The organism is Burkholderia sp. AU33803, assembly GCF_002223095.1.
Classification (GTDB): domain Bacteria; phylum Pseudomonadota; class Gammaproteobacteria; order Burkholderiales; family Burkholderiaceae; genus Burkholderia.
Map to the genome: position 1 here is coordinate 1,553,377 of NZ_NKFJ01000006.1, position 23,828 is coordinate 1,577,204.

The following is a 23,828-nucleotide window of genomic DNA, read 5'->3' on the forward strand; positions in this document are numbered from 1 at the left end:
TCATCCGAAACCCGTGCACGGTATCCGTGTACGGGTTTTGTATTTGGGCCGGTGGAATGGGCGGGGCTGCGTGAGCGTGCCGCGCCTGACGGTCATCACCGCGTGCTGCCCGCCCGCCGGGCCCGCGTCGCGAGCACGGTCGCGACGCCGCCGAGGATCGCGGTCGATGCGAGCGCGAGCCGCCAGGTCGGCTGTTCGGACAGGAGCAGCACGGCGCCGCATGCGGCGATGGGTGGGACGGACAACTGAACCGCCGCGGCGCGCATCGCCGTGAGGTGCCGTAGCGCGGCATACCAGACCACGTAGCCGAGGCCCGACGTCAGCGCACCGGAAAGCGCGGCGAGCGCGAGGCCGGCCGGCGTGACGTGCACGCGGGCGGCGAGTGCGACGCTCAGCGCGAGTGCCAGCGGCGCGGCGCGCAGGAAGTTGCCGGCGGTAGCCGCGACCGGATCGACGGGCCGACGGCCCCGGATCGAATAGATCCCCCATGCGATGCCGGCTGCCGTCATCAGCGCGGCGCCGCGCGGCGTCGGCGCGGCGAGCCCGGGCGACACGAGATAGACCAGCCCGCCGAGCGCCGCGCCGAACCCGGCCCAGCCGGTCGCGGCAAACCGCTCGCCGGCGTGCCATCCCGCCGCGAACATCGTCAGTTGCACCGCGCCGAACAGGATCAGCGCGCCGGTGGCCGCGCTGACGGTCAGATACGCGAACGAGAAGCACGTGACGTACACGAACAGCATCGCCGCAGCCGGCCAGTCGGCGGGCGGGGCGGGTCGTCGTGCGCCCGCACGCGCGACGATCGCGAGCATCAGCGCGCCCGATACGAGGCGCAGGCTGCCGAAGCTGGCCGCGTCGATCCGTCCGGCCTGCAGCGCGAGCCGGCACAGCAGCGAATTCGATGCGAACGCGAGCATCGCGATCGACGTCAGCGCAACGGCGCGCATGCCCGGCCGGACATGCAGCACGAGGGCGGGCGCGGGCGGTCGCATCGCGGGCCTCACGCGTGACTGGCGACGATCAGCACGGCCGCGCCGAACAACGCGGCGCCGAGCGGCGCCGTGAGCGCCTGCCCCCACGACGCGTTCTTCTCGAGGGCCATCAACGCGGCGAGCGCCAGCATCCAGCCGAGACTGCCGGCGCCGACGACGAACATCAGCAGCATCAGCGCCCAGCAGCAGCCGACGCAGAAGAGCCCATGGCTGACGCCCAATGCAAACGCATGACGCATCGGCGTGCGGCCGCGCCAGCGGCTGATCACGAAACTGAAGGGGGTGCGGCACCGGTCGAGGCAGTGCGTCTTCAGTCCGCTGAACTGGAACGCGCCGGCGAGCGCGAAGACGGCCGCACCGATCAGCCAGCCGCGCCACGCGAGCGCCGGCACCCGTGCGACACCCGTCAGCAGCAGCCCGTGCAGCCCATGCGCGACGAGGCCGAAGGCGCTCCACGTGGCGACGTAGCCGAGGCCGACGAGCGTGAGCAGGCGCGTCTGGTCGGGGCGGTTCGCGACGACGCGGGCGAACGCGTCGAACAGCGACAGCGTCGTCGGCAGCATCATCGCGAGGATCATCAGCGTCCAGCCGGCCGCGGCGAGCGCGGCCGGCAGCCACAGCGCGCCACCGGGCAGCGCGCGGCAAAGCGCGCTGAACGGTTCGGGCGACGCGCCGTCGCCGTGGTCGAGGTAGCGCCCGTAAGGACTGCGCGTCCACGCCCACAGGGTGAGCCAGGCGAACGCGACGAGACTCGCGAGCACGAGCGGAAACAGGCGCCGGTGCAGCGACGCAGCCATGATCGTCGGCGTGCGATCGCGCGTCACGCGTCGAACCGGAACGTGCTCTGCAGCGCGTTGTGATTCTTCAGGTCGACGTCGATGCCGATCGCCGCATTCTTCGACCGGTAGACGGGCGCCTTGCCGACGAACACCGGCGCGCCGGGCACCGTCGAGAACACGGTGTCGGTTAGCGTCGTCTGCGCGCCGCTCGGGCCGAGGTACGGCTCGAGTTCCGCGTGGTAGTCGGTGCCGATCGACAGCGTGCCGCGAGCCCCTTCGACATTGAACGTGATCGGCGCGCGTTCGATCGACACGACCGTGCCGATCAGTTTCGCGAGTTCGGCGATCGGGCCGCCGGCCTGGCCCGTGTAGACCCTGAGGAGCGCCTGCTCCTGCGCTTCGGACGCCGTGTCGCTGACGTAGATCGCAGCCGTCCAGTTGCCTTCGAGGATGTTGCCGGGCACCCGGCACACGGCGGCGATCGTGTTGCCGCCCACGTCGACGCCGTCGACGGTGCCCTTGTCGACATGCCACGCGACGATCGTGTCGCAGACGCCGAAATCGGGATCCTCGCCGATCCAGCACGGGCAGAGTACGCGACAGTTGCAGACCTCGAGCAGACGGCCTTCAAGGTGATAACTCATGATTCCCTCCAGGGGGCGACGGCGCAGGCACGTTGGGCTGGGGGGAGGAGGCTGGCAGACGAATCGTCACCCCGCTCGGCGATGCGAACGCGAAATGCGCTGAGGAATGCGCGGAAGCGGAGACGGGATGGATGCGATAGCGCGGGCCTGAAGCGGCGTATCGATTTTCAAGTGTAGGTGCGAAGGGGCGATATGCAAGCCGTCGCAGGCTGCGACACCGGCTGACAAGCCGGCGCGCGTGCGCTAGCATCGCGATCGGTGTCGCCACGAGAGACGGCGGCCGATGCGCGACAGCGCGGCAAGCCCGGCACCGGGTTCCACGAATTCAACGAACAACAAGGAGCATCCATGCGTGTCATGACCGGTCTGTTGTGCTCGCTCGCACTGGCGGCGAACCTCGCCCACGCGCAGGCGAATTGTGCCGACGCGACGGATCAGGCGGCGATGACGGCGTGCGCCGATCGCGCGTACAAGAAAACCGACGGGGAACTGAACCGGACGTACCAGGCCGTCACCGCGCGCCTGCGCGACGCGCGGCCGCTTGCCGACAAACTCGTGAACGCGCAGCGTGCGTGGATCGCGTACCGCGATGCCGAATGCAGCTTCTCCAGCGCGAACGCCGAGGGCGGCAGCGTGTATCCGATGGTCGTGTCGACCTGCCTCGACGATCTGACGAAAGCCCGTACCGAAACGCTGAAGGGCTATCTGTCCTGCGAGGAAGGCGATCTCGCGTGCCCCGTGCCGGCCAAGTAAGCGGGTAAGCGGGGGGCGCCGCCCGGCCGGCGCATGTGGTGCGGCCGGCGGCACCTGCCATCCAGCCGAGGCCGGGCGTCTTCCGCTACACGTTGTCCGTTACACGTCGTCCGTTTCGTCGAGCAGCTTGTGCCGCATCGCGTACCGCACCAGCGCCGCTTCGTGCGGCATCTGCATCTTTTCCAGGATCCGCGTCTTGTAGGTGCTGACCGTCTTCGCGCTCACGCACAGCGCGTTGGCGATCTCGGTCAGCGTCTGGCCGGCGGCGATCCGCCGGAACACGTCGAATTCGCGGTCGGACAGCCGCTGGTGCGGCAGCGTCTCGGCCGGCTCGTTCAGGCTCTGCGCGAACTGTTCGGCCATCGCGAGGCTCACGTAGACGCCGCCTGACGCCACCTTCGTGACCGCGCCGACCAGCTCGGCGCTCGCGCTTTCCTTCGTCAGATACCCGGACGCGCCGGCGCGGAACGCGCGCACCGCGTATTGCTGCTCCGCGTGCATCGTCAGCACGAGGACGCGCAGTGCGGGTTTCTCGTCCTTGATCTGCTTGATCAGTTCGACGCCGTTGCGGCCCGGCATCGACAGGTCGAGCACGAGCACCTGCGCGGGCGTGGCGCGTATGAGCGCGATCGTCGACGGGCCGTCGCAGGCTTCGCCGGCCACCTCGAATCCGGTGGCGTTCTGGAGGATGTGCCGCAGACCGTCGCGTACGAGCGTATGGTCGTCGGCGATGAGTACCTTGATCATGTAGTGGGCGTTTCCTGTTGGACGGTACTGAGCGGGAACGCGACGGTGATCGAGAAACCGCGCGCGAGCGCGGTGTCGATCGTCACGGTGCCGCCCAGCATGTGGGCGCGTTCGCGAATGCCGATCAGGCCGAACGATTTGTCTTCATGGGCCGGGCCGCCGGGGGCCGAGCCGCGGCCGTTGTCCGCGACACGCAACACGCAGAAGCCCTCCTCGACGTCGAGCCGCAGCGCGACGCGCGTCGCATCCGCGTGGCGCGCGACGTTCGTCAGCGCTTCCTGGACGATCCGGAACAACGTGGTCGCGCCCGCGCTGGTGAACGTGAGCCCGCCGGTTTCGACGTGCCGCTCGACATCGATCCCGTAGCGGTTCGTGAAATCGTTCGCGAGCCATTCGATCGCGGGCACGAGGCCGAGATCGTCGAGCATCACGGGCCGCAGGTCGGCCGCGATGCGCCGCACCGACGCGACCGTCGCGTCGATCAGCCGCCGCATGCCCTGCAGGTGCGTCTGCACGTCTTCGTCGGGTTGTGTGCGACCCGGCACGCGCAACTGCTGTTCGACCACCGACAGATCCATCTTCAGCGCGGTGAGCTGCTGGCCGAGGTCGTCGTGCAGTTCGCGCGCGATGCGGGTCTTTTCCTCTTCGCGCACGTTCTGCAGGTTCGCCGACAGTTCGCGCAATTCCTCGCGCGACTGCTTGAGCGCGTTATCGGCACGCTGCCGCTCGGTGATGTCGCGCAGCATCACCGTATAGAGCTTGCCCGACGCGTCGCGGATCTGCGAGATCGACGCCTCGATCGGGAATTCCTCGCCGTTGGCGCGCAGCCCGAACAGCACCCGCTGGCGGCCCATCTGCCGCTCGGACACGCCCGTCACGCCGAACTGGTCGACGTGCTTCGCGTGCGCGGCGCGGAACCGCTCGGGGATGAAGCGCGACAGCGGCGCACCGATCGCCTCCATCGCGGACACGCCGAACACCTGCTCGGCCATCGGATTGAAGATCACGACCGTCTGTTTTTCGTCGATCGTGATGATCGCTTCCATCGACGAACGGATGATGCCCATCATCCGCGCCTCGTTGAGGATGCCGCGGCTGCTCGCGCCCGGATCGGCGGCGGAGCGGCCGCGCAGCAGCGCATGGATCAGCACCGCGAACGCGATCGACGCGATCAGGCCCGCGGCGAGCACGGTGCCGGCCGCGCGCTGCGCGCCGGTGGCGCTCGGGCGGCCGTCCGCGGAATACGCGAGCGTCAGCACGGTGCCGCCGAAATTCAGTTCGTCGGTGCGCCGCATCAGGTCGGGCGATGCCGACGCCTCGTCGGTCGTCGTTTCGACGCTGACGATCGCGCGCCGGTCGCCGCCGGCGGTGATCCACACGTCGATCCCGCGTTCCGCGTCGAGCGCGCGCTCGACCAGGCGGCGCGGGCTCAATGCCGCGAACAGCACGCCGTCGCCGCCGGTTTCGCGCGGGCCGGGCGGTGCGGCGGCCGCTCGCGGCGACGCGGCAACCGGCAGGAACAGCGTGAAGGTGCGGGCGTCGCGGGACGTGTCGTCGTCGGCCGGGTGGACGCCGAGCGCGACGTCACCGGTCTGCAGCGCGCGCGCGAGCGGCGCCGCATCGGACGCGCCGAAGCGCACGACCGGTGAATTCGACGCCGGTGCGCTGAGCGCGGCGGTCGCGAGCGTGCCGGCCGGCATCGGCTTCGCGCCGGCGAGAGCGGTGCGCGTCGCGGGCGGCAGCGGGGCATAGCCGATCTGGCGAACCGGCGAGCGCCCGCTGTCGAGGTCGAGCATCTCCGCATACCGGCGCCATTGTTCGGGCGTCATGCCCGGGACGAGGTTGAACGCGCCGCGCGCGCCTTCGAGCACGGCCGCGCTGGATTGCAGCTCATGGCGGAGCATCGCCGTCACATGCGTCGTGCGGCGTTCGAAACGCGTATGGACGGCGCCTTGCCACTGCTCGCGCACGAGCAGCGCGACGCCGAGCGACAGCACGGCGCCGGCGCACAGGGCAACGACGCTGGCCGCGAGCGGCTGGCGTAACATGGTCGGGAGGCGCGTGGGCCCTCGGGTGTCACGCGTCGGGGTTCCACTTGCGGTCATTCGATTGGCATTCTGTTGTCAGGGGCCGCCCCCTGGCACCGGGAGCGGCACAGCAAGACCGGGCGAAACTCGCACCGGCTGCGCGCAACGTCTAATTTCAAGATGAAATTGTGCGCGATTTACATGTTTTTTGTAATGGGGTCACTGGAAATTGCGGCAACCGGCGTGAAGCAGCGGGCGCGCCGGCCCCGCTTGACGCGCATCAACGGGCGCGTCGGCACGTGGGGCAGACTGTTCGGCAGGCCATCCGGCATCGGGCCGGGTGGCGATGACGGGCCGCCGTCGCGCGACGCGCGATGCGTGCCCGGTCGGAGGGACGGACCATGTACAAGCGGATTTTCGTCGGGCTCGACGGCAGCCCGAGCGCGCGTCTCGCGCTGAACGAGGCGATCCGGATCGCGGCGGCGTCCGGCGGCGACGTGACCTGCGCGTATGTCGTCGAGCACCGGCCGCAGCTCGTCGACGTCGATGCGGGCTTCGCCGCCGCGCGCGAGGGCGATGCGGCCGCGACCGATGCCGTGACGCCGGCGCTCGACGAGGCGAAGGCCGTGCTCGCGCAGGCGCACGTGTCGGGCACCGTGCGCGCGCTCGACGCGTACGGCGAGGATGTCGCCACCGTGCTGATGCGCACGGCGGCCGAAGCCGATGCCGACCTGATCGTGATGGGCACGAGCGGGCGGCATGGCCTGCGCCGGCTGCTGCTCGGCAGCGTCGCCGAATCGCTGCTGCGCGCGGCCGACCGGCCCGTGCTGCTGGTGCGGCACAGCGAGCCCGGCACGCCGGCGGCTGCGTGACGCACGCGGCAACGCACCGACGTTGACGCACGGGCGCTGCGGGCGGCGGCCGTCTCGCGTATTCGTCGGACGACGGCGTGATGAGACGGACGCGCCCGGCGCACGGCGGGTGAGCGCGACTGCCGCTGCCGACACATCGACCGCGCGAGGGCGGCACGCCCGGTGTACGCCACGCGCGCAATCGCGTGCCGGCGGTTGCATCCCGACATGCAGTTCTGGCAGCATCGACCGGTGTCCGCTTGTTCGCCGCGCGCATGGCCGCGGCGATCGACGCAGCCGCATCCGGCGACAGTCGACCGCGTTCGCGATGAGCGAAGCGACGCCGTCCGCCGGGTGCCCGGTTCCTTACCTTACCGACGTCATCCGCCATGCCGATCTCCGCTCCCGACCTGATTCGCCAGTTCGACCTGCAGCCGCATCCCGAAGGCGGCTATTTCCGCGAAACCTACCGTGCGCCCGATTCGGTCGTGCGTCCGGCCGACGGCGCGTCACGCGCCGCGTCGACCGCGATCTATTACCTGTTGTGCGACGGCGCGTATTCGTCGTGGCACCGGATCCGTTCCGACGAAGTCTGGCATTTCTACGCGGGCGACCCGATCGAAGTGTGGGTGCTCGACGAGCGCGACGGGCTGACGATCCACCGGCTCGGCAACCCGCTCACGCACCCGGGCACCGTGTTCCAGGCGGTCGTGCGGGCCGGGAGCTGGTTCGGCGCGCGCTGCGCGCTGCCGGAGCATGTCGCGCTCGTCGGCTGCACGGTGGCGCCGGGCTTCGAGTTCGCGGAATTCGAGCTGGCCGACGCGGCCGCGCTGGCCGCCGCGTTTCCCGATTACGCGGAACACGTCGGGCAGCTTGCCCAGCGCACCGACATGTGACTGTCACGGCGGTGCCACCCAGCGCGCGAAGCCCGCGCCGATGGCGTGTGTTCCGCGCGGTCGCGGCCAAACCCGTTTAGAATGCCGTGGTGCATCGGGTCGGCCGCGGGCGTGCCGCGGCGGCCGTTGCCCCAGCCGTGCCGACGGCCCTCGTCGCACGGCTGCACGCCTTCCAGGAGCGCCGCCGTGTGGCACTTTCCCATTGCTATTCCATCGTCGCTCGGCCCCTGGGCAGTGTTCGCGAGCGTGTTGATCACGCAGCTCGGCGTGCCGGTGCCGGCCGTGCCGATGCTGATTCTCGGCGGCACGATGGCGGCAATGGGGCAGGCGTCCTGGGTCAGCATGTTCGCGGCGGCGATCGGCGCGACGATGCTGGCCGATTCGCTGTGGTTCTTCATGGGCCGCACGCGCGGCCGGCGCCTGCTGAACGGCCTCGTGCGCTTCTCGCTGTCGCTCGACACGACGCTGCGTTTCGCACGTAACGTATTCGAAAGATACGGCGCACCGCTGCTGGTGCTGTCCAAATTCCTGCCGGGCCTCGGCCTCGTGTCGGCGCCGCTGCTCGGCACGACCGCGATCGGCGTCGGCGTGTTCCTGTTCTGGGACCTGGCCGGCGCATCGCTGTGGGCCGCATTCTGGCTGGTCGGCGGCGCGGCCATTCATGACCAGATCGTCCAGTTCGTGCTGTGGGTGCGCGCGAGCGGCGGCACGATCCTCGATGCATTCCTCGCGATCTTCATCACGTTCCTGCTGTACCGATGGGTGCGTCGCGTGCAGTTCCGCCGCTATCTCGCGCAGGTGCGCATCTCGCCGCCGCAGCTCGTCGAAATGATGACGTCGGACGAGCCGCCGCTGATCTTCGACGCGCGGCCGAAAGCGATTCGCGAGCGCGAACCGTACCGGATCGCCGGCGCGGTGCCGGTCGATCTCGATTCGCCGGACCTGCTCGATCCTGAAATGCTGAAGCGGCCGATCGTCGTGTATTGCGTCTGCCCGAACGAAGCGACCGCGAAGCGCCTGATCGCGAAGATGCAGCGCAAGAAGATGATCCACAACATCCGCGCGCTGAAGGGCGGCCTCGATGCGTGGGAGAAGCACGGCTATCCGGTCGAGCCGATGCCGGCCGATCTCGATGCGTCGCGTTATTTCGTGCGTCCGGATCACGGGGCGATCGAAGGCGAATATACAGTGCGCGCGACACTGTCGAAATAAATCCGTGCGCGGGCGTCGCGCGCATTCGAATTCCACTACCGGTTTCACGCCCCGCGATTTTTACTAAAATCGACTGGCGTGAAACGGCTTATCCTCCCTATAATCCCGCCTGCATATTGCGTGCGCCTGATCGCGCACCTTCGACGCGTGTTCGTTCGCGCCGAAAGCGATTGATCCCGTCGCCGTCCGTTACGCGCACAGCCGCGTCACACGGGCCGCGCGGGCGTATTCCGTGAAAGGCCCGATCCGTTTTCCGGATTGTTCCGGAACATACGGATAATCGGCGGCGATTCCCATCGGATTGACGCAATATCCGTGTCGTTTCTAATTCAGAAAACGACAGCGGAGATTATTTCGTTTTCGGCATGCCGGGATCGGCATGAACGGTCGCGCATTGATATCGACAATGACGGCGGCCCATTCGCGGCTGCCAGGAGACGGACTTGAAACAACCAGAAGACCAGTTGCATCGAGGGCTGGAAGAGCGGCACATCAACCTGATGGCGCTCGGCGCGACGATCGGCGTCGGCCTGTTCCTCGGCTCGGCCAGCGCGATCCGCGTCGCCGGCCCGGCCATCCTGCTGACCTACCTGCTGGGCGGCATCGCGATTTTCCTGATCATGCGCGCGCTCGGCGAGATGGCGATCGCCAATCCCGTCGCCGGCGCGTTCAGCCGCTACGCACGCGACTACCTCGGGCCGCTCGCCGGCTACCTGACCGGCTGGACCTATTGGTTCGTGTGGATCGTCACCTGCATGGCGGAAATCACGGCGGTCGGCGTCTACATGCACATGTGGTTCCCCGGCGTGCCGAACTGGATCTGGGCGCTCGCGGCGCTCATGGCGATGGGCTCGGTGAACTTCATCGCGGTCAAGCTGTACGGGGAATTCGAGTTCTGGTTCGCGCTGATCAAGATCGTCACGATCGTGCTGATGATCATCGGCGGCGGGTTGATGATCGCGTTCGGCATCGGTAACGGCGGTGTCGCGATCGGCCTGTCGAACCTGTGGGCGCACGGCGGTTTCATGCCGAACGGCCTGAACGGCGTGGTCGCCGCGTTGCCGATCGTGATGTTCGCGTATCTCGGCGTCGAGATGCTCGGCCTCACCGCCGGCGAGGCGCGCAACCCGGAGAAGTCGCTGACGAAGGCCGTGAACTCGGTGTTCTGGCGCGTGCTGATTTTCTACATCGGTGCGCTGTTCGTGATCATGTCGCTGTATCCGTGGGACCAGATCGGCACCCAGGGCAGCCCGTTCGTGATGACGTTCTCGCGGCTCGGCATCCCGGCGGCGGCCGGCATCATCAACTTCGTCGTGCTGACCGCGGCGCTGTCGTCGTGCAACAGCGGCCTGTTCAGCACCGCGCGGATGCTCTACAACCTCGCGCAGCAGGGCCAGGCGCCGAGCAAGCTCGGCCAGGTCAATCGCAACGGCGTGCCGGTGTACGGCGTGATCGTGTCGGTCGCGCTGCTGCTGATCGGCGTGCTGCTCAACTATCTCGCGCCGCAGCACGTGTTCACGTGGCTCACGTCGGTGTCGACGTTCGGCGCGATCTGGACGTGGTGCGTGATCCTGATCGCGCAGATGCGCTTTCGCCGCACGCTGTCGGCCGACAAGATCGCGCGCCTGCCGATCCGCGTGCCGTTCTATCCGCTCGGTTCGTTCGTCGCGCTCGGCTTCCTCGTGCTGGTCGTCGTGCTGATGGCGTTCACGCCCGACACGCGCGTCGCGCTCGTGATCGGGCCGGTGTGGATCGTGCTGCTCGGCATCACGTATGCGCTGTTCTACGCGAACCGGCCGGCGGCATCGGTGCCGACGAAGTCGTAAGCAGCACCGGCCGGGGCCCGCGTGACCTTGATCACGATCATGCACGCGCGGGCCGGACGACCTATGCTGGACGAATCGATCGTCCGCGCTTCGCGTGGCAACCCGCCGATCCCCGTGACCGCCCGCGACCGCGGCGGTGGTCCGGCCGCCGTGCGCCGCTTGCGCGCGAAGCTCCCGTCGTCGTTCCGCGGCGACGCGCACGCACGGAGGCCTTCGCCATGCAGCCTGCCCAGCCCATCCCGACGCTTGCGCGGATCGCGCTGGCCGTCGATCCGACGCCCGAATCGCTGTCCGCCGCGCGCTATGCGCGCACGCTGCTGCGCCCCGGCATGCGATTGCGCATCGTCTGCGCCATCGACAACCCGCGCCTCGTATTGCCCGACATCCCGCGCATCGACGCACTGCTGACGTCCGCGCGCGAGGACCTGATGCGCGACGCGCAAGCCATCAACGAACGGATCGCGGCGTTGTTCGCCGACAGCGGCATCGAAGTCGAGCAGGCCATCATCGATACGTCGGTGACGGGCGGCTCGGTGGCCGATGCCCTGGTGAGCGATACGTCGGCATGGAACGCGGACGTGCTGGTGGTCGGCGCGAATCCGCATCACGGGCTGCTGCGGCTCGTCGAAGGCGCGATGTCGGACACGTTGACGACACGCGTGCGCTGCGCGCTGTTGATCGTGCCTGCCGCCTACGCACGGCCGTCAGACGGGGGCTTGCAGCGGCTGATGTTCGCGGTCGACGGCAGCGAGCCGTCGCTGCACGCGGTGCGCGTCGGGCTCGGCTTCGCGACGCCGACGACGTTGCTGTACGCGGCCTACGTGATCGATCGCGCGGTTCGTCTGACGGATATCGTGCCGGTGCGCGCGCTCGAGGATGCGTATCGCGCGGAGGGCGAGGATGCGCTCGCGAAGATCGGTCCGCTGTTCCATGCGACCGGGAACCCGAGCAAGCGCAGCGTCGTCGAAACCCGCCCGACCAGCGACGACGTGGCCCATGCGCTGATGCGCGACGCCGTGCACTGGCGCGCCGAACTACTGGTGGTCGGCACGCATGGCAGGCGCGGCATCGCCGCCTGGCTGATCGGCAGCGTGGCGCGCCGCATTGCGCATCTCGCACAGGTGCCGGTGCTGCTCGTGCGCGATAGCGAATAATTCGCACGGTGTCGCGATCGAAGCACGCTTGACTTGACCTGCATCAGAAATCGCGCGCTTCGCGCGTGAGACATTGACGGAACATCCGGCAACCCAGCCGGTCTGTCGTGCATGTACCGCACGGCCACGCCGCGACACGCACGCGGGTTGATGGCCGTGATCGACGGTGCATGCACAGCGGTGACATCAATTTCCGGAGCCGCAACGTGCGATGCACGGTGCGTCATCCGACCGGGAACTCTCTGGCACGAGGGTAGGCAACCACGGTTGCCTTGGAGGACGGGCGGGGTGCAAGTCACCCCGTCCGCTTTCCGCGTTCGTGTTGTAGTTGGCCCCGTCTGATTTGCCATCCCCGCAGGTATCGTCGTCATGGCGGCCGTGTCGAACGGCGCGTCATGACGCGCGATGGCGCGCGGTGGCGCCGATGCGGATCGGTGACGCTCGCGGCAGGCGCGCCGCTCGCTGTGGTACAGGCGCGGCGTGCGGCAGGCGTTGCCGGCGTCGTGAGATGCTCAGCGCGTTGCGCGCACGGCGTGCCGCACAACGGCTGCCTGCATGCTCAGGTGAAGCGAAGCACCGACCGCAGGTCGTGCCGCCGGCCGGGCGCACGGCGCACCTGCTGACGCTGACGCCCGACATGCAGTGGCGCGCACGCGCCGCACGTGCGGTTGCGCAGGCGGTTCGCGTGCGGCCAGCCGGGGCGCGCCTTGCGACGTGGCTCGGCATCGGCCGGCGCGGCGGGTGCGGCCCGCGCGCAGAGTGCCGCGGCGAACCGTTGCAACGCGAGCACCGAGCCTGCGACGCTCTGGTACTTTTCACGGCCGATCTGCCCGTCGAGCGTCACGAGCAATCCGGCTTCGCGTGCAAGCGCGAGCAAGGTGTCGATATTGTCGGCCGGCCGATTGCCCGCCGATACTGCCTGGGCGGGCAGGGCGCGCGCTTTGCCCGACGCGCGCCGCTGGCCGTCCCGGCCCGGTAAGTTGCGATGTGCCATGGTTGGTCTCCTGCGCCAGGCCCCGCATGCCGGCTCGACGGCCGGCTGAGCGATGACCCGTATGAACGTATCGTCCATGTCACCAGTATCGTGTCGCGCCCGTGCGCTGCCAAGCAGCGCGCGCTGAAGTCGCTGTCAGGTATTGCGCGGCGCCTATCGGAATCCGCTGACACGCCGATCGGCAGATCGGCACATCGGCCGTCCCGGCGACGCGCCGGCCGTTCGTTCGGACGAATGGGAGCGCGTGGAGGAGATCGCTTGACGCATGATTTCGGCCGGTCTAACTTCGTCAATGCATTGGCGTCGGGCGGCGTTCCATCGTCAGCCCGTGTCAGCCGGTGCCGCGCCCCGGGGTGGCGTGGCAGGACTTTCAGTCTCGTTCGCGGGCAGTTTGCGCCGCGAACCTTGCGCGGCCGGTTCGGGGACGGATCGGCATGGCGGCATGCAACGTGCCGTTGATCGCGCACAAACATGCGCCGGCGCATCGCACGCCGTGCCGCCGTTCAGCCTTTAAGCTTCCGGTACCTTCTTCTTTTCGTTCCTCGCCGTCAGGAGTCCGTCGATGTCCAAGGACAGTTTGCTCGATTCACTCAAGGAAGCCGCCAAACAGCGCGCGATCGGTTCGGATCAGTTGCGTGCGATGCTCGAGGACGAAGTCCGCGTGCTGTCGTCCGACGCGCGGGTGCACGACTACATCCACGTATTCGCGATCCGGCACCTGCGCGAACGGATGCGCCGGCAGGACGATCTCCACGACGATACGCGTGCCGACGCGCCATCCGCGGACGCCGATCCGCGTCCGAGCCATCGCCTGTGACGGGCGAGCGCCGCGGCAGATGCCGCGGACATGACACGATCCGTCGCCGGGCCAAGGCCGGATCCTGATCGACATTCATGCTTGGGTCGACAGCGAACCGGCCCGTTTCAGCGCTTCTTGATCGCCGTGCCTGGGGCCGACGGTGCCGTCGTCGCGTCCGGGCGCGGTGCGCGCACGGCGCCGGTGCAACTCGGCCATCCTGACGAGCCGCTGACAACCGGCGTTGCGTTTCGTCATACTTTCACTGAATTGTCACAGCGGCCTCAAGTAAGCGGCGCGATTGCCGTTTACCCGGTGAATTCGTCCACCGGGCGTTCGCGCTCCCTTACCGAGTCGTTGCCATGTTCTCGTCCATCCGCGCCCGCATCCTTGCCGCGTGCGTCGCCATTGTCGTATTCGCGCTGGTCGCCACCACGCTCATCAACTATTTCATCGCGCGCTCGTACAACAACGATGCGATCGACCGCAACCTGACCTCCGTCGCCAGCGGCCACGTGGTCGGGATCGCCGACTGGGTCGCCACCCGGAGCCGGATGATCGCGTCGCTGCAGGATGCCGCGCTGACGCCCGATCCGTTGCCGGTGTTCAAGCAGATGGCCACGGCCGGCGGTTTCACGAACGTCTACGCGGGCTACGCCGACAAGACGTTCCACTTCTCCGACCCGACCGGCATTCCGCCCGACTACGATCCGACCGGCCGCCCGTGGTACAAGCAGGCCGCGCAGGCCGGCAAGCCGGTCGTCACGCCGCCGTACGTCGACGCCGGCACGGGCAACCTCGTCGTCACGTTCGCGGTGCCGATCCTGCGTGACGGCGCGGTGAAGGGCGTCGTCGCAGCGGACGTCGCGATGGACACCGTGATCGCGAACGTGAAGTCGATCCGTCCGACGCCGGCGAGCTTCGGGATGTTGATCGACAGCACCGGCCACGTGGTTGCCCACCCGGACCCGAAGCTCACGCTGAAGCCGGTCGGCGACGTGTCGCCCGAACTCGGCGCGACGAATGGCGCGACGATCGCGGCCGCGGCCGCGCCCGTCGAGGTGACGGTCGGCGGCGACGCGAAGCTGGTGCGCGCGCGCCCCGTGCCGGGCACGGACTGGTACGCGCTGGTCCTGCTCGACAAGAACGAGGCGACGGCCGGGATGCGCTCGCTGCTGACCGCGTCGCTGATCACGCTGCTCGTGATCGTCGGCGTGGCGTCGCTGATCATCGGCGCGATCACCGCGACCGCGTTCCGCCGCCTGTCGCAAGTGCGCCAGGCCATGGCCGCGATCGGCTCGGGCGCCGGCGACCTGACGCAGCGCCTGCCGGCCGACGGACGTGACGAAGTGGCCGACATCGCCCGCTCGTTCAACAGCTTCGTCGACAAGCTGAACGACGTGATGCGACAGATCCGCGATGCGAGCGAATCGGTGCGCACGGCCGCGAACGAGATCGCGGCGGGCAACCAGGACCTGTCGTCGCGCACCGAATCGGCGGCGGCGAGCCTCGAGGAAACGGCTGCGTCGATGGAAGAGATCACCGCGACGGTGGGTCAATCGGCCGCCGCCGCCGGCCAGGCCGACGAACGCGCGGCGGCCGCGTCGCGGATCGCGTCGCACGGCGGCGTGGTCGTGTCGGACGTGGTCGCGACGATGGAGAAGATCGAGGAAGCCTCCGGCCGCATCGGCGACATCATCGGCGTGATCGACGGGATCGCGTTCCAGACCAACATCCTCGCGCTGAACGCGGCCGTCGAAGCGGCGCGCGCGGGCGAGCAGGGCCGCGGCTTCGCGGTCGTCGCGCAGGAAGTGCGCAGCCTTGCGCAACGCAGCGCGCAGGCCGCACGCGAAGTGAAGGTGCTGGTCGAATCGACGGTCGCGAGCGTGTCGGCCGGGTCCGGGCAGGTGCGTCAGGCGGGCGACACGATGCGCGAGATCGTATCCAACGTGGCGAACGTGACGACGATCATCTCCGAGATCACGCACGCGGCGAACGAGCAGACGCGCGGCATCCAGGAAGTGAATCGTGCGGTCACGCAGCTCGACGAAATGGTGCAGCAGAACGCGGCGCTCGTCGAACAGTCGACCGCCGCCGCGACGGCCTTGCAGTCGCAGGCGAACGCGCTGGCGACCACCGTCGGGCGGTTCAAGGTCGCTTGACGCGGCGCGGGGGAAAGACGGCCGCGCCGCTCAGGAGTGGCCGTTGTCGCGCATCAGCGCGAGCCGGTTGTAGAGCGTTTTCAGGCTGATCCCGAGCGCTTTCGCGGCGCGCGGCTTGTTGCCGTCGAAGTGGCGCAGCGTGGCCGCGATGAAGCGCTGCTGCGCATGGTGCAAGGTCGCGCCGAGCGGCAGCGCCATCGTGTTCTCCGACAGGCGCTCGGGCGGCATCGCCGGCTTCGGCAGCGTGACGTCGATGCCTTCATCCGCTAGGATGTACGCGCGCTCGATCGTGTTGTGCAGCTCGCGGACATTGCCGGGCCACGAATACGCGCGCAGCGCGGCGATCGCCGCGTCGGTCAGCCGCTTGTGCGCATGGTGCCGCGCGTTGAGCGCGTCGACGAATTCCAGTGCGATCGTCTCGATGTCGCTGTCGCGCTGGCGCAGCGGCGGCACGTACAGCGCAAACGCGGCGAGACGATAGAACAGGTCCTCGCGCAGCCGGCCGTCGCGCACGGCTTCGGCCGGGTTGTGGCGCGTGGCCGACACGATGCGCACGTCGAGCGCAATCGGCTCGGTGCCGCCCACCCGGACGATCACGTTCGATTCGATCGCCCGCAGCAACTTCACCTGCAATGACGCGGGCATTTCCGCGATCTCGTCGAGCAGCAGCGTGCCGCCGCGCGCGGCTTCGAAGAACCCTTCGCGCTGCGCAATGGCACCCGTGAAGCTGCCTTTCTCGTGCCCGAACAATTGCGATTCCGCGATATCGGGTGGAATCGCGCCGCAGTTCACGGGGACGAACGGGCCGTCGCGCCGGGCACTGAGATCGTGCAGCCGGCGTGCGACGATATCCTTGCCGACCCCGCTTTCGCCGGCAATCATCACGCTGGCGCGGGTCGGGGCGATCTTCTCGATGCGGCCGAGCAACGTGCGCATCGCGGCGGACCGGCCGGACAACTGGCGGCCGTCTGCACGTTGCTTCGACCGGTTGGCGGTTTCTCCCATTGGCATGGATCGGTATTGGCGGTGCCGTTTTGAAAATCGGCACCACGCACTCCGTTGATTGCAATATTTTCATCGACAGCAAAACGACCACGAAGGTGCCGCGAAATAGAAATTTCCAATGCGCGCGGCGGGGACAGAAGAGACAGACCATCGACTCCTGACGCGCATCGCGGCCTCTCCGTGTCATCCAGGGTCGTATCGGTGCTTTTTTACAGAATTCCGATGAAAAATCCGGTCGTGACTATTTTGCGTTGATGCGGCGCGCGACACCGGCCGGTGCTCAGCCTGTTACGGCGCACCCGACAGCCCGGGAGTCAGCCTGGCGGCCAACCATGGCCCGCGCCGGGCATGCCGCTTGCGGATGCCGCCAGGCTCGCCCGGCACGCTCGACGGCAGGCCGGATGCTCGACTTGCGGCATGACGCCGTGCGACCGGAGCCGGCGCGAGGCAAGGATGCAATGAGGACCCTGACCCGTGAGCTGTTACGGCAGGGTGCATGGATCGTGCTGGCCGTCGGGCTGGCGTCCGCGCTGCAGGCGTGGGCGGTTCGCGTCGTCGGCGAGCACGCGCCATTTGCGCCGCTGCCCTTTTATGCAGGCGTTGCGGCTGTCGCTTGGCTGACATCGTTCGGCGGTGGGCTGGCCGCGGCCGCGTTGAGCGTGGCCGTGATCGGCACGCTGTGGTGGCGTGATGCGCCGCTGGCCGCGTTGCTCGTGCAGGCCGGCGCATTCGTCGCGATCAGCTTCGTCGAGTGCGTGCTCGTGACGGCCGTGAAGCCGCTGCTCGCGAACGATCGTCTGCGCGAACCCGATGACGACGCTGCTGCCCGCGAGCCGCATCGCGAGCCGGCGCCGGCCGCACGCGTGCCGGTACCCGACGAGCGCCTGCTGCGCCGTGTGGTCGACGCTTCGCCCGATGCGATCGTCGGGGTCGATGTCGCACGCCGGATCACGAGCTGGAATCCGGCCGCTCGGCGGATCTTCGGCATCGACACAACGCAGGCCGCCGGGCGCGACGTCGCCGCGATGATCGCGCCGCGCTGGTTGCGGCGCCATCCGTTGCCCGCGTCGTTCGCGAACCTGCACGCGCCGGTCGGTCCGCTCGACGTGCTGTGCGTGCGACGCGACGGGAGCCGTTTTCGGGCGACCTTCGCCGCTTCGCCGATGGTCGATGCGCAGGGCAACTGCACGGGCCTGTCGATGACGCTGCGCGACGCGCACGAACGACGCCGCGGCGAGCGGCGCAACCTGCGCTCGCTGCGCGGCGCGCGCGACGCACGCGCCCAGGCGGACACGTCGAACCGGCTGAAGGACGAACTGCTGGCCACGGTGTCGCACGAGCTGCGCACGCCGCTGAACGTGATCTACGGCTGGGTCGAGGTGCTGCGCAACGTCGACGGCCAGGGGCTCGCGCAACAGGCCGTCGACGCGATCGACCGCAGCGCGCGGTCGCTGTCGCACATGGTGGCCGACCTGCTCGATGCGTCGTCGCTCGCGACCGGCCGGTTGCGCCTCGAGCGCGTGCCGGTCGATCTCGTGCGGGTCGTGCGCGATGCCACGCGTGAGCTCGACGCGACGGCACGGGCGAGCGGGCTCGAGCTGTCGACCGAATGCGCGATGCCGGCCTGCGTGATTCCGGCGGACCGCGAGCGCGTGCGCCAGCTCCTGTCGAACCTGTTGTCGAACGCGATCAAGTTCACGCCGCCGGGCGGGCGCATCGTCGTGTCGCTGGCCCGGGCCGGCGAGCGCGTGCGGCTGTCGGTCGCCGATACGGGGCAGGGCATTGCGCCGGAATACCTGCCGCACCTGTTCGAGACGTTCAGCCGGCCCGAACGCGCATTCGCGTCGCCGGAGCGCGGCCTCGGGCTCGGCCTGTCGATCGTGCGCAACATCGCGCAACTGCACGGTGGCGATGTCGTGGCGACGAGCGCGGGTACCGGGCGCGGGACGACCGTCACGGTCACGCTGCCGGCTGGCTGGGACGTTGACGATCCGGCCGACAACCTGCTGCAGGCAGCGGGCACGCCGGACCCGGTGACGCTCGACGGCCAGCGCGTGCTCGTCGTCGACGACGACGCGACATCACGCGCGAGCCTCGCCGCGGCCCTCGAGACGATGGGCGCGCAGGTATCGACCGCGCAGTCGGGGCACGACGCGCTCGACGCGGTGGAACGGCAGGCGCCGAACGTCGTGCTGTCGGATCTCGCGATGCCGGACGGTGACGGCTTCTGGCTGCTCGACCGCATCCGTCATTTGCCGGGCAGCAGCGGGCATCTGCCTGTCGTCGCGGTCACGGCCCACGCCGGCAACGCCGACCGGCACCGCGTGATGGCGGCCGGGTTCGACGCGTATCTGCGCAAGCCGGTGGACATGCCGACGCTGGCGAGCGTGATCGCCGATGTCGCGCCGGACGCCGCGCACCATCGGAAAGGGCGCGGCCGGTAGCAGCCGGCGTGGCGGCTCGCCGGGTCACGACGAAGGGAGGCGGCGCGATGGACGCAACGGCGCCCGCGCGGTCGGCTCGCTCCGTCGCGACACACGGAGGTTCGAATGAAAACGAATCGGATTCATCGGCCGGCGGCGATCGTGCTGGCCGCGAGCGTCGGCGCATCGATCGCCGTACTCGCCCATGAGCAGGCGTTACCGGCTTCGTCGGCCCAGGTCGCGCCGGGTGTCATCCGCCCCGGCACGACGCCCGACGAGGCCGGCATGACCCAGCGGCCGACCGGTGTCGATGCGGAATTCGTCGACAAGGCCGGCATGATCGGCAAGGTGGCGCGGCAGGCCAGCCAGCTCGCGCTCGACCGCTCGTCGAACCCCAACGTGAAGGCGTTCGCGCGCCGGCTGGTCGACGATCACGGGCGGCTCGCCGACGAATTGCGGCAGCTTGGCGCGACCAAGGGCGTACCGGTTCAGTCGCGGATGCTCGTCGATCCGGCCGTGACCGCGTTGCGAACCAAGGAAGGGCATGCGTTCGACACGGCCTATGTCGCGGTGGCAGGCCCGCGCGCGCATGAAGATGCGATTCGGCTGTACGAAACGGAAGCGCGCGACGGCCGCGATCCGCAGCTTCGCGCGTTCGCGGCCCGCGCGTTGCCGACGCTGAAGGCGCACCTGGCCGCCGCACGGCAACTCGCGCAGACGGTGGCGGCCGCACACTGAGCGCCGATTCGCGCTACCGCTTGCCGCCGTCGGGGCTTTCAGGCGCGTCGGGGCCGCCCGGCGACGCCTCGTAAGGCGGGGAGTCGAGCGCCGTTTCTCCTTCCTCGATCAGCCAGTACGGCGAACTGCCGTAGTACGCATGCAGCGCCTCGGCCCACGCCGGATCGGCCATCGCGGGCCAGCGGTTCCTGTCGAAGCCGGGGGCTTCGCGCACGCGTTCGGTGGGGACGGGCAGCACGAAGCATTGGCGCTCGACGTCGAGCACCAGCACGTTCCACGGCACCGCGAGCAGCTTGTCGCCGCCCCCCGGCGCGCTGCCGGACGACACGACCGCATACGCGATCCGGCCGGCGCGCACGTCGAGCATGATGTCGGCGACCTGGCCGATGTCGTCGCCATCCATCGTCAGCACGCGATCGCCTTCGAGCGTGCGGGCGGCCATCACGTCGGGCCCTGGCCCGCCGCCTGCGGTGCGGCGGTTGCTGCCGACGATGCGCGTGTCGTCACGCGACGGTCTGTCCGTTGTCATCGAACACCTCCTGGTCGAAGCGGCACCCGGGCGGGCCACGTGGTATCAACGGGCGCCGGTCAGCGCCGGCGCGGCAACGACACGTCCTCGAGCGTATTGGCCAGCTCGTCGCGCTCGGGGCCGCCCGCGCGCGTCGCGATGTCGCCGAGCGACACGATGCCGACCAGCCGCCGGTTGCGGTCGAGCACCGGCATCCGATGCAACTGCACGTCGGCCATCCGCTGCTGGACGTCGCCGACACCGTCGTCCTCGACGCACCACTGCACCGGTTGGGACGCGACCGCCTGCACGGGCGTATCGGACGAATGGCCGTGCGACAGTCCGCGCACCGCGAGGTCGCGGTCGGTCACGATCGCGACGAGTTCGGCGCCGTCGCAAACGGGCAGCACGCCGATATCGAAGCGCCGCATCAGTTCGGCCGCGTGGCGAATCGTGTCGGTCGGCGCGACGCACACCACGTCGCGCGACATGATTTCGGTGACGCGATACATGAACGTCTCCTTCGTGAGCAAGACTATCGGGGAGCAGATGGCGTGCCGCGCGCGGGTCGCACACGCCGAGCCTCGGCAAATGCAGGCCGCTATCAGCGTGAACGGGCCTCGCCGGCCAGGCGACGGAGAAATTTGCCAGCCCGCTTGTACATCTTCCACGGCCGCCGCCGCGAACGGGCGGGGTACGACGTCAGTGGCCGATGCCCGTCATCGCGACGATCGCGAGCACCACCGCGCTTTCGATCGCTGCCAGCGCGGCGACGCCGGCGGCGCCGCTGACTTCATGCCATCTGCGTTCAAGGCGTTTCATCAGATCAACTCCGGATTGCTCCGGCACGCCGCTGCGCCGCTGCGCAGCGCGGGCCGGGTGCCGCCGTCAGCCGTGATCGCGGGGCGGTGAAGGGGCGTGCGGCGAGCGGCGTTCGTGCTCGCCGGACGGCTTGGCAGGATCGATACGGGTCGCGCCGCCCACGGCGGGCGGGTCGCTGGCCGGAAACGTCTCCTCGAGGCCCTCGTCGATGCGCTCCTCCGTCTTGTCTTCGGACGGCGGGCGCGACGTGGCGAGCCAGAGCAGTCCGGCAGCCGGTGACACGGCGTCGTGGCGGCCGGGGGCGTGAACGGTCATGGTCGAACCTCCTTGGTCATGGATACACGCGCAAGCGCCATGCCCGCGCGGGCCGACGGCACGACGCTTGCGCGTGGGCGACACCGCACGGGGCGCGGCGCAACCACGCTGCGCCGTCGGCGTGGACAAGAGGACATCGTGATGAATGCAGCCAGGGAAAGGATACGTTACGACGCGAACGTATGCGGCGGCGATTTCGCCCACGTGCGCGAGCGTTTCGACACGTGGAAGCGCGAGTCGCTGGTCTATCGGCCCGAGCGGCGCATGTTCGACGGCAAGGACGAGGTACGCGAACTGAACGACACCGTCTACGACGGCCCCGAGCGCGCGCAGCGGGCGCTCGTCGCCGAATGCAGGCCGTCCGACCGGTTCGCGCTCGCGGCACGGCTGACCGCGGAAGGCCGCACGATGTGGCTGGTGATGGCGGCCTACGACGACTGAGCGCACGACGGCGTCCGGCCGGAATGGGCAACCGGGCGCGCAGGAGCGGGCACGCCGCTTGCGCACGGTGCCGCCGCCATCGAGATGCGCGCGCCGTCGCGCAGGAGAGACATGAACACGCCATCCAAGCTGCATCGCCCCGAGCCGACGACGCCCGATGTCGACCCGGACCCGCCGCCGCCCGGGCACGACGATCCCGTCGATCCGCCCGTGCCGGATGGGCTGCCGCAAGGCGACCCGCCGTCGCAGCCGCCACCGATGCGGATGCCGGGAGGCGGTGCATCACAACCGTCCGCGCGAACACTGAAAAAAGGAGGACCCTCATGGACATTCACGTGCAATCGCCAGACAAGCGCGCGATCGCTCAGGTGCTGGGCCGCTATTTCGAGTCGCGCTCGCTGCACTATCACATCGAGGAATTGCCGGGCGGCGTGCTGCAGATCGGCTTTCGCGCCAGCGGCCGCCCGGCCGCCGTCACCGTGTCGTTCGACGATGCCGCGTACGACACCTATACGCACTGGGATGCAAGCCAGAAACAGCTCGCGCTCGGTCGGCTCGCCGACGGCTTCTCGCGGATGATGTCGACGCGCAGTCCGGCCGCGCTGGCCGGCGACTATCACGTCGAGCGATTCTGATTCCGTCACGCTTCACCGGACTGTCCCGCGTACGGCAAAGTGCCCGCACGCAGCGGGCGCTTTGCGTCCGTGCGTGTGTCGCGTAGGATGTCCGTTAATTCAGCGCACGCTACGTTCGCGCCGCAGGCTGCCAGCCGCTGCAGCCGAAGAGGCGCAATGCGCTCCTTTACTTCGGGTTCGTTTCGCGCAACCGACGGGGACCTTGATGACTGTTGCTCGCTCTTTGCTGTCACCCGGCGCACGCCGGTTCGTTTCCGCGGTGTCGGCCAGCGCGGCGCTTGCCGCTGTTGGCGCCCGCGACGCGTCGGCCCAGACGCCTTCACCGCTCGGCGAGTGGCAATACTCGGCGGGCGTGCCGCTCCAAAAACTGTTCGAGCCGAATGTCTCCACCTGGGATATCAGCATGGGCGCCGCGATGACGCTGCAGCCACGCTATGCGGGCTCCGATCGCTATCGCGTGATGGGCGGCCCGACGGTCGATATCCGCTATCGCGACCTGTTCTTCCTGTCGACCGGCGAAGGGCTCGGCGCGAACGTGCTGCGCGGGCCGAACTGGCGCGTGAGCCTGTCCGTCGGTTACGACCTCGGGCGCCGCTCGGCCGACGACATCCAGCACCTGAACGGCCTCGACAACATCAACGCGGCGCCGGTGATGAAACTGGCGGCCGATTACGTGATCTCGAAGGAATTTCCGCTCGTGCTGCGCGCGGATGTCCGGCGCAGCATCGGCGGCTCGAATGGCTGGGTCGGCGATTTTTCCGCATACATGCCGCTGCCGGGCAGCAACGAGCATTTCTTCTGGTTCGCGGGGCCGACCGTGTCGTTCGCCGATTCGCGCTACATGAACAGCTGGTTCGGCGTGAGCCCGGGCGCTGCCGCGCGTTCCGGGTTGCCGGCCTATTCGTCGGGGGCCGGGCTCAAGTCGGTCGGCGCGGGCGTGACGATGGCCTGGTTCGTGAACAAGCACTGGTTCGTGACGATCGACGGCGCGCTCGAGCAACTCGTCGGCCGCGCCGCGCACAGCCCGATCACGCAGCAGAGGACCAACGGCGTGTTCGACATGTCGGTGAATTACCAGTTTTGAGCGGGGGCCGGGGGCCAATCGCCGACG

23 protein-coding genes are annotated in these 23,828 nt (G+C 69.0%); 13 read left to right on the top strand and 10 right to left on the bottom strand.

Annotation, left to right across the window (positions count from 1 at the left end):
- Positions 1-95: 95 nt before the first annotated feature.
- Genes CFB41_RS24240 through CFB41_RS24250 form a run of 3 tightly spaced genes read right to left on the bottom strand, consistent with a single transcriptional unit; the run spans position 96 to position 2,412 of the window.
- On the bottom strand, positions 96-989 hold the full coding sequence (locus CFB41_RS24240) for a DMT family transporter (protein ID WP_089458172.1): 894 nt from the start codon (positions 987-989) through the stop codon (positions 96-98).
- A gap of 8 nt (positions 990-997) precedes the next feature.
- Complete coding sequence (locus CFB41_RS24245; RefSeq protein ID WP_089458977.1) at positions 998-1,786, bottom strand: DUF2182 domain-containing protein; 789 nt, start codon at positions 1,784-1,786, stop codon at positions 998-1,000.
- A 23-nt stretch (positions 1,787-1,809) separates the two neighbouring features.
- On the bottom strand, positions 1,810-2,412 hold the full coding sequence (locus CFB41_RS24250; protein ID WP_089458173.1) for a DUF1326 domain-containing protein: 603 nt from the start codon (positions 2,410-2,412) through the stop codon (positions 1,810-1,812).
- 348 nt (positions 2,413-2,760) lie between these two features.
- Here CFB41_RS24250 and CFB41_RS24255 point away from each other — a divergent pair, with 348 nt between their 5' ends.
- Positions 2,761-3,165, top strand: coding sequence for a lysozyme inhibitor LprI family protein (locus tag CFB41_RS24255; protein WP_089442510.1), 405 nt, complete (start codon positions 2,761-2,763; stop codon positions 3,163-3,165).
- A gap of 99 nt (positions 3,166-3,264) precedes the next feature.
- Here the strand turns inward: CFB41_RS24255 and CFB41_RS24260 are convergent, their stop codons facing one another.
- Positions 3,265-3,912, bottom strand: coding sequence for a response regulator transcription factor (locus CFB41_RS24260; protein WP_039367385.1), 648 nt, complete (start codon positions 3,910-3,912; stop codon positions 3,265-3,267).
- Positions 3,909-6,017: a PAS domain-containing sensor histidine kinase gene (locus CFB41_RS24265; protein WP_089458174.1), complete on the bottom strand. Its 2,109-nt coding sequence runs from the start codon at positions 6,015-6,017 to the stop codon at positions 3,909-3,911. Before CFB41_RS24265 ends, CFB41_RS24260 begins: the two co-directional genes overlap by 4 nt.
- Positions 6,018-6,340: 323 nt before the next feature.
- On the opposite strand from CFB41_RS24265, the gene CFB41_RS24270 reads away from it, so the two are divergent.
- From CFB41_RS24270 to CFB41_RS24295, 5 genes are all read left to right on the top strand, one after another.
- Entirely contained in the window at positions 6,341-6,811 is a 471-nt protein-coding gene (locus tag CFB41_RS24270) for a universal stress protein (protein ID WP_089442508.1), read from the top strand.
- A 368-nt stretch (positions 6,812-7,179) separates the two neighbouring features.
- Positions 7,180-7,686, top strand: coding sequence for a cupin domain-containing protein (locus tag CFB41_RS24275; RefSeq protein ID WP_089442507.1), 507 nt, complete (start codon positions 7,180-7,182; stop codon positions 7,684-7,686).
- Between the two features lie 186 nt (positions 7,687-7,872).
- The gene (locus CFB41_RS24280; RefSeq protein ID WP_041493311.1) at positions 7,873-8,898 is read left to right on the top strand and encodes a DedA family protein/thiosulfate sulfurtransferase GlpE; all 1,026 of its coding nucleotides are present in this window, start codon (positions 7,873-7,875) and stop codon (positions 8,896-8,898) included.
- 443 nt (positions 8,899-9,341) lie between these two features.
- On the top strand, positions 9,342-10,724 hold the full coding sequence (locus CFB41_RS24290) for an amino acid permease (protein ID WP_089458175.1): 1,383 nt from the start codon (positions 9,342-9,344) through the stop codon (positions 10,722-10,724).
- 218 nt (positions 10,725-10,942) lie between these two features.
- Entirely contained in the window at positions 10,943-11,878 is a 936-nt protein-coding gene (locus tag CFB41_RS24295) for a universal stress protein (RefSeq protein WP_089458176.1), read from the top strand.
- 559 nt (positions 11,879-12,437) lie between these two features.
- Here CFB41_RS24295 and CFB41_RS24300 read toward each other — a convergent pair.
- Positions 12,438-12,872, bottom strand: a complete 435-nt coding sequence (locus CFB41_RS24300; RefSeq protein WP_089458177.1) for a hypothetical protein — start codon at positions 12,870-12,872, stop codon at positions 12,438-12,440.
- Between the two features lie 562 nt (positions 12,873-13,434).
- Between CFB41_RS24300 and CFB41_RS24305 the strand changes: the two genes are divergently transcribed.
- Both CFB41_RS24305 and CFB41_RS24310 read left to right on the top strand, forming a co-directional pair.
- Positions 13,435-13,689 (top strand): DUF3562 domain-containing protein, encoded by a 255-nt coding sequence (locus tag CFB41_RS24305; RefSeq protein ID WP_089442503.1) that lies wholly within the window; start codon positions 13,435-13,437, stop codon positions 13,687-13,689.
- A gap of 341 nt (positions 13,690-14,030) precedes the next feature.
- Positions 14,031-15,830, top strand: coding sequence for a methyl-accepting chemotaxis protein (locus tag CFB41_RS24310; RefSeq protein WP_089442502.1), 1,800 nt, complete (start codon positions 14,031-14,033; stop codon positions 15,828-15,830).
- A 30-nt stretch (positions 15,831-15,860) separates the two neighbouring features.
- On the opposite strand, the gene CFB41_RS24315 is transcribed toward CFB41_RS24310, so the two are convergent.
- On the bottom strand, positions 15,861-16,835 hold the full coding sequence (locus CFB41_RS24315) for a sigma-54-dependent Fis family transcriptional regulator (RefSeq protein WP_089442501.1): 975 nt from the start codon (positions 16,833-16,835) through the stop codon (positions 15,861-15,863).
- 458 nt (positions 16,836-17,293) lie between these two features.
- On the opposite strand from CFB41_RS24315, the gene CFB41_RS24320 reads away from it, so the two are divergent.
- Both CFB41_RS24320 and CFB41_RS24325 read left to right on the top strand, forming a co-directional pair.
- Positions 17,294-19,279 (top strand): ATP-binding protein, encoded by a 1,986-nt coding sequence (locus CFB41_RS24320; protein ID WP_089458178.1) that lies wholly within the window; start codon positions 17,294-17,296, stop codon positions 19,277-19,279.
- A gap of 105 nt (positions 19,280-19,384) precedes the next feature.
- Complete coding sequence (locus CFB41_RS24325) at positions 19,385-19,996, top strand: DUF4142 domain-containing protein (protein WP_089458179.1); 612 nt, start codon at positions 19,385-19,387, stop codon at positions 19,994-19,996.
- A gap of 13 nt (positions 19,997-20,009) precedes the next feature.
- Here the strand turns inward: CFB41_RS24325 and CFB41_RS24330 are convergent, their stop codons facing one another.
- The 3 genes from CFB41_RS24330 to CFB41_RS24340 form a co-directional block, all read right to left on the bottom strand.
- A complete protein-coding gene (locus CFB41_RS24330; RefSeq protein ID WP_089458180.1) occupies positions 20,010-20,525 on the bottom strand; it encodes a PRC-barrel domain-containing protein in 516 nt (171 codons plus the stop codon).
- A 59-nt stretch (positions 20,526-20,584) separates the two neighbouring features.
- Positions 20,585-21,016 (bottom strand): CBS domain-containing protein, encoded by a 432-nt coding sequence (locus tag CFB41_RS24335; protein WP_089442497.1) that lies wholly within the window; start codon positions 21,014-21,016, stop codon positions 20,585-20,587.
- 376 nt (positions 21,017-21,392) lie between these two features.
- Entirely contained in the window at positions 21,393-21,641 is a 249-nt protein-coding gene (locus CFB41_RS24340) for a hypothetical protein (RefSeq protein WP_089458181.1), read from the bottom strand.
- 141 nt (positions 21,642-21,782) lie between these two features.
- Between CFB41_RS24340 and CFB41_RS24345 the strand changes: the two genes are divergently transcribed.
- From CFB41_RS24345 to CFB41_RS24355, 3 genes are all read left to right on the top strand, one after another.
- The gene (locus CFB41_RS24345) at positions 21,783-22,082 is read left to right on the top strand and encodes a hypothetical protein (protein ID WP_089442745.1); all 300 of its coding nucleotides are present in this window, start codon (positions 21,783-21,785) and stop codon (positions 22,080-22,082) included.
- A 323-nt stretch (positions 22,083-22,405) separates the two neighbouring features.
- Complete coding sequence (locus tag CFB41_RS24350) at positions 22,406-22,717, top strand: hypothetical protein (protein ID WP_089442496.1); 312 nt, start codon at positions 22,406-22,408, stop codon at positions 22,715-22,717.
- A gap of 205 nt (positions 22,718-22,922) precedes the next feature.
- On the top strand, positions 22,923-23,801 hold the full coding sequence (locus tag CFB41_RS24355) for a MipA/OmpV family protein (RefSeq protein WP_089442495.1): 879 nt from the start codon (positions 22,923-22,925) through the stop codon (positions 23,799-23,801).
- Positions 23,802-23,828 lie beyond the last annotated feature (27 nt).